Source organism: Salipiger marinus (genome assembly GCF_035481585.1).
GTDB lineage: Bacteria > Pseudomonadota > Alphaproteobacteria > Rhodobacterales > Rhodobacteraceae > Salipiger > Salipiger marinus.
Window position 1 is genome coordinate 161,468 of sequence record NZ_JAYKSL010000011.1, and the last position, 6,560, is coordinate 168,027.

Below are 6,560 nucleotides of genomic sequence, written 5' to 3' on the forward strand. Positions count from 1 at the left end.
TTCGCGCGGCGTCTGTCTGTCCGCTGGCTTACAGCGCCAGTTCGTCGCGCAGCCGCTCCAGCGTCTGGCGCAGCAGTTCGGGGGAATTGCGCACCCGGTCCAGCGTGGCCAGCGTGGTGACCTTGACCGTGGCGTTCAGGTCGGACTGTTCGACATACTCCACCACCCGGTCATAATCGAAGCCGTCGACGGTCAGCAGTTCGCGCAGTTCCGCCGCATCGGGCAGTTCGGGGCGCGGCGTCTCCTGCAGCGACTGCGACAGCGCAGAGCCCGCATCCCGCGCCGCCTGAAGCGCCCGGTCGGCGGCGCTGTCCGCGGTCTCTGCCGCCTCGCCTGCCATGCCTGCGGCGCCCTCTGCCGCCTCTCCGGCGCCTGCACGGGCGCGGTCTGCGGCGTCGCGCGCCATCTCTGTCGCGACATCGGCCGCGCGGGAGGCGGTATCCGCCGCTTCGCGCGCGGCTTCGGTCAGCGCCACGCCTGCGGCACCTGCCGTCTCATCAACCTGATCCAGCGCGCGGTCCAGCCCCTCGCGCGCCTGCTCTGCCGCTCGGCGCGCCGTCTCTGCCGCAGTCTCTGCCCGCTCTGCCGCCTCATTGGCGGGGCTCTCCGGGGTGTCCGGCAGCTCTGCCGCATCAGGCGCGGGATCCGCCGGGGCGGGCGCGGTTTCGGTCAGGGCGGGCGGTGTCGCCGGGCTCTGCGGCGCGGGTGTCTCGTCGGGACGCAGCACCAGCACCACCAGCGCCACGGCTGCCAGCCCCCCCACCGCAAGAATCGCCTTGTTCATGGTTCCTGTCTCCTGCTCTGTCATGGCGGACCTTCGGACCCGGCGGCGCTGCGCCACGGCGGATCCGGCCCCTCCGCCTTGCATGTGCGGATGCAGCATCGTCAGGACAAGGGGGAGCGTGGCGCGCTTGGGGCAGTTTGGGCGGCAGTTTGCCCAATTGCCGCTTGAAAGACGCCGGTGCGAAGATTACCTTGCGCCCCTGCGACCACAGACACAAAGGACGAATACCATAGCCCGCAGACCTCACAATGCGCCCCCCACGCGCGATACCGGCCCCCGCGTCAACGAACGTATCCGGGCTCCTGAAATCCGCCTGATCGGCGCCGAAGGCGAAAACCTTGGCGTGTTGCCGCCGCTGCGCGCCATGGAGCTGGCTGAACAGGCCGGACTTGATCTGGTGGAAATCTCTCCGAACGCAACGCCTCCGGTCTGCAAGATCATGGACTTCGGCAAGTTCAAGTATGAACAGCAGAAGCGCGAGAGCGAGGCCCGGAAGAAGCAGAAGATCATCGAGGTCAAGGAAATCAAGTTCCGTCCGGGTACGGACACGCATGACTACGAAGTCAAGATGCGGAACGTGATGAAGTTCCTCGAGAATGGCGACAAGGTGAAGGTCACCCTGCGGTTCCGTGGCCGCGAAATGGCGCACCAGAACCTTGGCCGGGAACTGCTGGAACGCGTGGCGGATGACGTCAAGGAACTGGGCAAGGTCGAAAACATGCCCAAGATGGAAGGCCGCCAGATGGTCATGATGATCGGACCCGTGCTCAAGTAAGATCATTGGCCCTGCCGACATCGACCCGGACCCGCCGCCTTTGTCGGCGGGTTTTTCTTGTCTGCGGTGATGTGCGCGGCCTGCCGGCCCTGCCGGCAGCGGGGGGCTCTGCCCCCCGGCCCCCGGGATATTTCCGCCAAGAAGAAGGGGTCAGCCTTCGCGCGGACGCGGGCGCGAGGGCGGTTCCTTGAGCAGCCCGCCCACGCCCAGCCCCATGATGTCGCGCCCGCTGACCGGCAGGCCGCAGAGCAGGCGGTCCAGCACCCAGTCGGCACCGTTGAGCGCGGGCGAACGCGCGCAGCCCGGCAGGCCGATCACCGGGCGGCCCTGCAGCGCGCCGATGAACAGCAGGTTGCCCGGATCAACCGGCATGCCGAAATGCTGGAGCTCGCCCCCCGCCGCGCGCAGCGCCTCGGGGGCGACATCCTGCGCGTCAGAGGTGGCGGAGCCGGTGAGGATCAGCAGCAGGTCGCCTTGGGCTTCGCGCAGCGCCTCGGCGAGCGGGGTCACGCGATGCGGCACGAGGCAGCGCGGCGCCAGCGTGGTGCCGAAGCGGTCGAGCCGGGTCTTGGTGGCGCGGCGGCCTTTTTCGCCCGGATCCGTGCCGACGCTGGTTTCGATCAGCGTGGCATGGCGCAGCCGGGGCGGATGGCGCCGCAGCGCCCCCTGACCCGCTGCGGCGCAGGCCTGCGCCAGCGCGGCCTGCGGCACGGCATAGGAGATGATCTTGACCGTGGCGGCCATGGCGCGGTCGGCCATGCGCTGGAACGGGCGCAGCGTGGCCACGGTGATCATCGGATGCACGGCATTGACGGCGTCGATACGCGCGGCATCGACCCCCAGCAGCCCCGGCCCGGTGGCGTGCAGGTTGACGCGCCCCGTGGCGGCGGGCCCCAGCCGCAGCCCGGCGGCCCCGGGATCGGGCAACAGCGCCTCGGCCAGCCGCAGTGCCGCCGCATCCTCGGGCACATCGTCTGCGTCAAGCCGGGCGGCGATCACCTCGGTCAGGCCCGCCTGCGCCAGCGCCTCCAGATCGGCGGGCTCCAGCAGGCGGCCCTTGCGCAGGCGGCTGCCGCCGGGCAGCTCGACCGAATGGGCCAGCAGCGCGCCGCGGGCCTCGGCCAGCGCGACGGGGCCGAACCTCATGCGCCCTGCCTCAGCACCCGCACCATCTGCGCCAGCACCGACACCGCGATTTCGGCGGGGCTGGCGGCGCCGATATCGAGCCCGACGGGGGCGTAGATGCGGGCGATCTCGGCCTCGGTGAAGCCCGCCTCGGTCAGCCGGGTCACGCGCTTGGCATGGGTGCGGGTCGATCCGAGCGCGCCGATATAGAACACCTCGCTGCGCAGGGCGGCTTCCAGCGCCGGATCGTCCAGCTTGGGGTCATGGGTCAGCAGCACCAGCGCCGTGCGCGCATCCAGCCCCAGCTTGGCCAGCGCCTCGTCCGGCCAGTCGTCAAGAATGGTCTCGCCGGGGAAGCGCGCAGCGGAGCCGAAGGCCGCGCGCGGGTCGATCAGCACCGGGTCATAGCCCGCAATCCGCGCCATGGGCACCAGCGCCTGCGCGATATGCACCGCCCCCACCACCAGCAGCCGCAGCGGCGGGTTGTGGATGGCCACAAAAGTCCGGCTCTCCTCCTCGAAGCCCGAGCGGTCCATGCGGAAGCGCGTCTCGTGGCCGCTGTGGTCCAGCCGCCGCGCGCCGCTGTCCAGATCGGCGACATAGGCCACCGCCCGCCGCGCGGCGCGGGCGGCGCAGAGTTCGGCCAGAAGCGGCTCCGGCAGGGCGCTGCCCACCGGTTCGACCAGCACGCGGATGGTGCCGCCGCAGGCCAGACCCACGGCAAAGGCATCCTGATCGGAGACGCCGAATTCCAGTTCGCGCGCCACGCCCGCCTCCAGCGCCTCCAGCGCCTCGACGATCACCGCGCCTTCGACGCAGCCGCCGGAGACCGAGCCTTCGATCGCACCGTCGCCCGCGATGGCCAGCTGCGCGCCGACCCGGCGCGGCGCCGATCCCCATGTCTGCGTCACCGTGGCCAGCGCTGCGCGGCGGCCCGCGCGGTGCCACGCAAGGGCGGTTTCGGGAATGGTGTCAAAATCGGTCATGCGGCGGTCCTCCGCGGTTGGTCGGTAAGGGGGCGCCCGCCCCGGTCCCGCCGTCTAGCCCTGCTGGTGAACGGCGGAAATCTCGGCCCGCAGGATGCGGGCGATCTGCGCGCAGTCGTCAAGGCTGAAGGTCAGCGGCAGCCGCATGTCGAGGATGGCGGCAAGGATGCGGTCGGTGGCGGGCATGGGATCGGCGGGGGCATAGCGCCAGCTGTCATAACGCGAGGTGAAGGCCACCGGTTCCGCAGCCCCGAACCATTTCAGCTCGACCCCGCGCGCGGCGCAGCGCGCCAGCAGCGCCTGCACCTTGGGCGCAGGCCAGTCCAGCACCAGCGCCTGAAAGGACGAGCCCACATAGGTTTCGGCGGCGGGCCGGTCGATCAGCCGCAGCCCCGGCGTGTCTCGCAGACCCTGTTCCACCACGCGGTAGCGGTCATTCCAGCGCGCGATCTGGTCGGGCAGTGCTGCCAGCTGCGGGCGCAGGATCGCGGCGCGCAGGTTGTCCATCCGGCCCGAGACATTGGGGGTGAGGTATTTCAGCTCGGCAAAGGTTTCGGGCGGCGGGGCGGCAAGGTGCCGGTCGTAAAGCATGTAGCTGCCCGACAGCATCACCGCCCGCGCCGCAAGCTCGGCATCGTCGGTGACCAGCAGCCCGCCCTCGCCGCTGTTCATGTGCTTGTAGGTCTGGGTGGAATAGCAGCCGAGGATGCCGTGCCGCCCCGAGGCGGTGCCGTTCCAGCTGGCCCCCATGGTATGGGCGCAATCCTCGATCACGCGCACGCCCGCCGCATCACACAGCGCCATGAGCCGGTCCATGTCGCAGATATGGCCGCGCATATGGCTGAGCATCAGCACCCGCGCCTGATCGAGCTTTGCCGCAAGATCGTCAAGGTCGATCACCAGCGCCTCGGTCACGCCAACATAGACGGGGCGCGCGCCGACGGCGGCAATCGCCCCCGGCACCGGCGCCAGGGTGAAGGCATTGGTCAGCACCGCATCCCCCGGCCCCACGCCAAGCGCACGCAGCGCACATCCAAGGGCATAGCCGCCAGAGGCCACGGCCAGCGCATAGCGCGCGCCGGTAAAGGCGGCAAACTCCTGCTCCAGCAGGGCCGTCTCGGCGGTCTCGCCGGGGGCGGTGTTGTAGCGGTGCAGGCGCCCGTGGCGCAGCACGTCCAGCGCCGCCGCGATCCCCTGTTCGGGGATGGGCTCCTGCTGGGTGAAGGATCCGGTGAAGCGTTCGGTCATGGCACAGTGATGCGCCCGCGCCCCGGGAAGGTCAACGGGGATCGCGGCTCAGCCGATCAGCCGCCGCACCTCCTCCGCCAGCGCGTCATATCCGGCGATCACCGCCTCGGGCGCCATGTCGCGCACCGCGTCGCCGCTGGGGCCGAAACCCACGAGGATGCAGGGCACCCCCGCCGCCGCGGCCGTGCGCCGGTCGGTCAGGGTGTCGCCCACCAGCAGGCTTTGCGCCACGTCGCCGCCCGCGCGGTCCACCGCCGCCACATAGGGCGCGGGATCGGGCTTGCGCACCGGCAGCGTGTCCGCCCCCACCAGCGCGCCGAACAGATCGCGCACCCCCAGCCGGGTCAGCAGCACCTCGGCCAGCGCCTCGGGCTTGTTGGTGCAGACGCTGGTGCGGTAGCCTGCGGCACGCAGGGCGGTGACCGCTTCCCGCGCGCCGGGATAAAGCCGCGTGTGCAGGTCGATCTTTTCGGCATAAAAGGCCAGCAGGCGCGGATACCACTCTTCGAGCATCCGTTCGGCGGCGATCTGCTCGGCCAGCCCCTCGCGCTCAAGCCCCAGCCGCAGCATCGCCCGCCCGCCGTGAAAGGCGGTCAGCGCATCGCCCTCGGGGCAAAGCCGCGTGGCGATCCCCATTCCTTCGAAACAGGCATTGGCGGCGGCGATCAGATCGCCGCTTGTGTCCGCCAGCGTGCCGTCCAGATCGAATACAACCGTCCGCATGATCCCGTTCCCTGTCACAACCCGCAATCCAACGTGAAGCCGGATCACCTTGCCCCCTTGGCCCAAGCGGATAAAACGGGCGCAGGCAGAAGACAAACAGGAAACCACATGAGCATTGCGCTGATCCTCCTTGCTGCGGGCAAGGGCACCCGAATGGAGTCCGACCGTCCCAAGGTGCTGCACCCTCTGGCACAGGCGCCGCTGCTCTGGCACGCGCTGCGCGCCGGGCAGACGCTGGATCCGGCGGCCTGCGTGGTGGTGGCCGGTCACGGCGCCGAGGAGGTGAGCGCCGCCACGCTGGAGTTCGCCCCGGAGGCGCAGGTGGTGATCCAGTCCGAACAGCTGGGCACCGCCCATGCCGTGGCACAGGCCCGCGACGCACTGAAAGATTTCGGCGGGGACGCGCTGGTGCTTTACGGCGACACGCCCTTCATCAGCGACACCACGCTGCAGACGATGATCGCGGCGCGCGCCACGCATGACGTGGTGGTGCTGGGCTTCGAGGCCGCCGATCCGGGCCGCTATGGCCGTCTGGTCACCCAAGGCGACGATCTGCTGGAGATCGTGGAATACAAGGACGCGACCGAGGCGCAGCGCGCCATCTCGCTGTGCAATTCCGGGGTGCTGATCGCCGCGTCGGACACGCTGTTCGCGCTGGTCGAAGCGGTGGGCAATGACAATGCTTCGGGCGAATATTNGGAATACAAGGACGCGACCGAGGCGCAGCGCGCCATCTCGCTGTGCAATTCCGGGGTGCTGATCGCCGCGTCGGACACGCTGTTCGCGCTGGTCGAAGCGGTGGGCAATGACAATGCTTCGGGCGAATATTACCTGACCGATGTGGTGGCGCTGGCCCGCGCGCGCGGCCTGTCGGCGGGCGTGGTGCGCTGCGACGAGGCGGAAACGCTGGGCATCAATT

The 6,560-nt window shown here is 69.9% G+C and carries 7 protein-coding genes; 2 read left to right on the plus strand and 5 right to left on the minus strand.

The annotated features are described in order from the left end of the window. Nucleotides 1-28 precede the first annotated feature (28 nt). Nucleotides 29-784 (minus strand): hypothetical protein, encoded by a 756-nt coding sequence (locus VK682_RS15970; RefSeq protein WP_230794504.1) that lies wholly within the window; start codon nucleotides 782-784, stop codon nucleotides 29-31. Between the two features lie 118 nt (nucleotides 785-902). Here VK682_RS15970 and infC point away from each other — a divergent pair, with 118 nt between their 5' ends. After that, nucleotides 903-1,559: a translation initiation factor IF-3 gene (gene infC / locus VK682_RS15975; RefSeq protein WP_311135837.1), complete on the plus strand. Its 657-nt coding sequence runs from the start codon at nucleotides 903-905 to the stop codon at nucleotides 1,557-1,559. Nucleotides 1,560-1,709: 150 nt separating this feature from the next. On the opposite strand, the gene VK682_RS15980 is transcribed toward infC, so the two are convergent. From VK682_RS15980 to VK682_RS15995, 4 genes are read right to left on the minus strand one after another with little or no spacing between them, the layout of a single operon-like run. Beyond that, nucleotides 1,710-2,705 carry a molybdopterin-binding protein gene (locus tag VK682_RS15980; RefSeq protein ID WP_230794503.1) on the minus strand — a complete coding sequence of 332 codons (996 nt, stop codon included), beginning with the start codon at nucleotides 2,703-2,705 and terminating at the stop codon, nucleotides 1,710-1,712. Further along, the gene (locus VK682_RS15985) at nucleotides 2,702-3,670 is read right to left on the minus strand and encodes an XdhC family protein (RefSeq protein WP_324782210.1); all 969 of its coding nucleotides are present in this window, start codon (nucleotides 3,668-3,670) and stop codon (nucleotides 2,702-2,704) included. Before VK682_RS15985 ends, VK682_RS15980 begins: the two co-directional genes overlap by 4 nt. A gap of 54 nt (nucleotides 3,671-3,724) precedes the next feature. Next, nucleotides 3,725-4,918, minus strand: a complete 1,194-nt coding sequence (locus VK682_RS15990) for a DegT/DnrJ/EryC1/StrS family aminotransferase (protein ID WP_324782211.1) — start codon at nucleotides 4,916-4,918, stop codon at nucleotides 3,725-3,727. Nucleotides 4,919-4,966: 48 nt separating this feature from the next. After that, nucleotides 4,967-5,641, minus strand: coding sequence for an HAD-IA family hydrolase (locus tag VK682_RS15995; RefSeq protein ID WP_324782212.1), 675 nt, complete (start codon nucleotides 5,639-5,641; stop codon nucleotides 4,967-4,969). A gap of 108 nt (nucleotides 5,642-5,749) precedes the next feature. Here VK682_RS15995 and VK682_RS16000 point away from each other — a divergent pair. After that, nucleotides 5,750-6,560: NTP transferase domain-containing protein (locus VK682_RS16000; protein WP_324782213.1), on the plus strand; the 811-nt coding region annotated here is incomplete at its 3' end.

Bases quoted from the DNA above. Each gene is read 5' to 3' on its own strand.
- VK682_RS15970 (WP_230794504.1), bottom strand. From the start codon at position 784: ATGAACAAGGCGATTCTTGCGGTGGGGGGGCTGGCAGCCGTGGCGCTG.
- VK682_RS15990 (WP_324782211.1), bottom strand. From the start codon at position 4,918: ATGACCGAACGCTTCACCGGATCCTTCACCCAGCAGGAGCCCATCCCC.
- VK682_RS15980 (WP_230794503.1), bottom strand. From the start codon at position 2,705: ATGAGGTTCGGCCCCGTCGCGCTGGCCGAGGCCCGCGGCGCGCTGCTG.
- VK682_RS15995 (WP_324782212.1), bottom strand. From the start codon at position 5,641: ATGCGGACGGTTGTATTCGATCTGGACGGCACGCTGGCGGACACAAGC.
- VK682_RS15985 (WP_324782210.1), bottom strand. From the start codon at position 3,670: ATGACCGATTTTGACACCATTCCCGAAACCGCCCTTGCGTGGCACCGC.